1 protein-coding gene is annotated in these 536 nt (G+C 63.6%); it reads right to left on the bottom strand.

The window, feature by feature from the left end; all coding sequences use genetic code 11:
- Positions 1 to 82: 82 nt before the first annotated feature.
- Complete coding sequence (locus tag AAFU51_18940; GenBank protein ID MEO1573312.1) at positions 83 to 463, bottom strand: bZIP transcription factor; 381 nt, start codon at positions 461 to 463, stop codon at positions 83 to 85.
- Between the last annotated feature and the right edge of the window lie 73 nt (positions 464 to 536).

The raw sequence follows: 536 nt of genomic DNA, 5'->3' as shown, positions 1-536 counted from the left end.
ATGCGCCGCTCGTCCTCAAGCCGTTTCGCTTCCGCTTTTTCTGCGGGATGCGGAAAGCCTAAATGGTAGTGATTTCGGCCTATCACCCCTCCTCCCCGAGCGCGGCGTGGGCGCGGGCGATCTGGTCCCGCTCCTCCTGGTCGAACCACTCACCCATGCCGATGGGGCACTCGGCATCATAGTCTCCGCAGGGCTTGTTGCGGTGATCGTCGTGGAACTCGCGCAGCCGCTCGACCTGCGCAGTCATGTTGCGAAGATCCTCCCGCAGCCTATCCCGCTCTGCCTCCAGCTCCGCCACACGGGCGGTGAGGCGGTCGATCTCGGCGGCGGCTTTGACGGCCCATTCCCACGCGGGGCCTTCGCAACCGGTCTCTTGCAGAAAGTCCACATAGACCGCAGGCGGAAGACCGCTCGTAAAGTCAGGATCGTGCAGGTCGGCGAGCTTCTGATTTAGATCACCCATCGCCCGCCTCCGCTACTCGATCGAGAAAATTCCGCCACGTCGTGCACTCGCGCCAACTGGCGCACACGCCAAC

The organism is Bacteroidota bacterium (genome assembly GCA_039821555.1).
GTDB lineage: Bacteria > Bacteroidota > Rhodothermia > Rhodothermales > Rubricoccaceae > JBCBEX01.
This window is presented reverse-complemented; position numbering and strand designations above follow the sequence as displayed.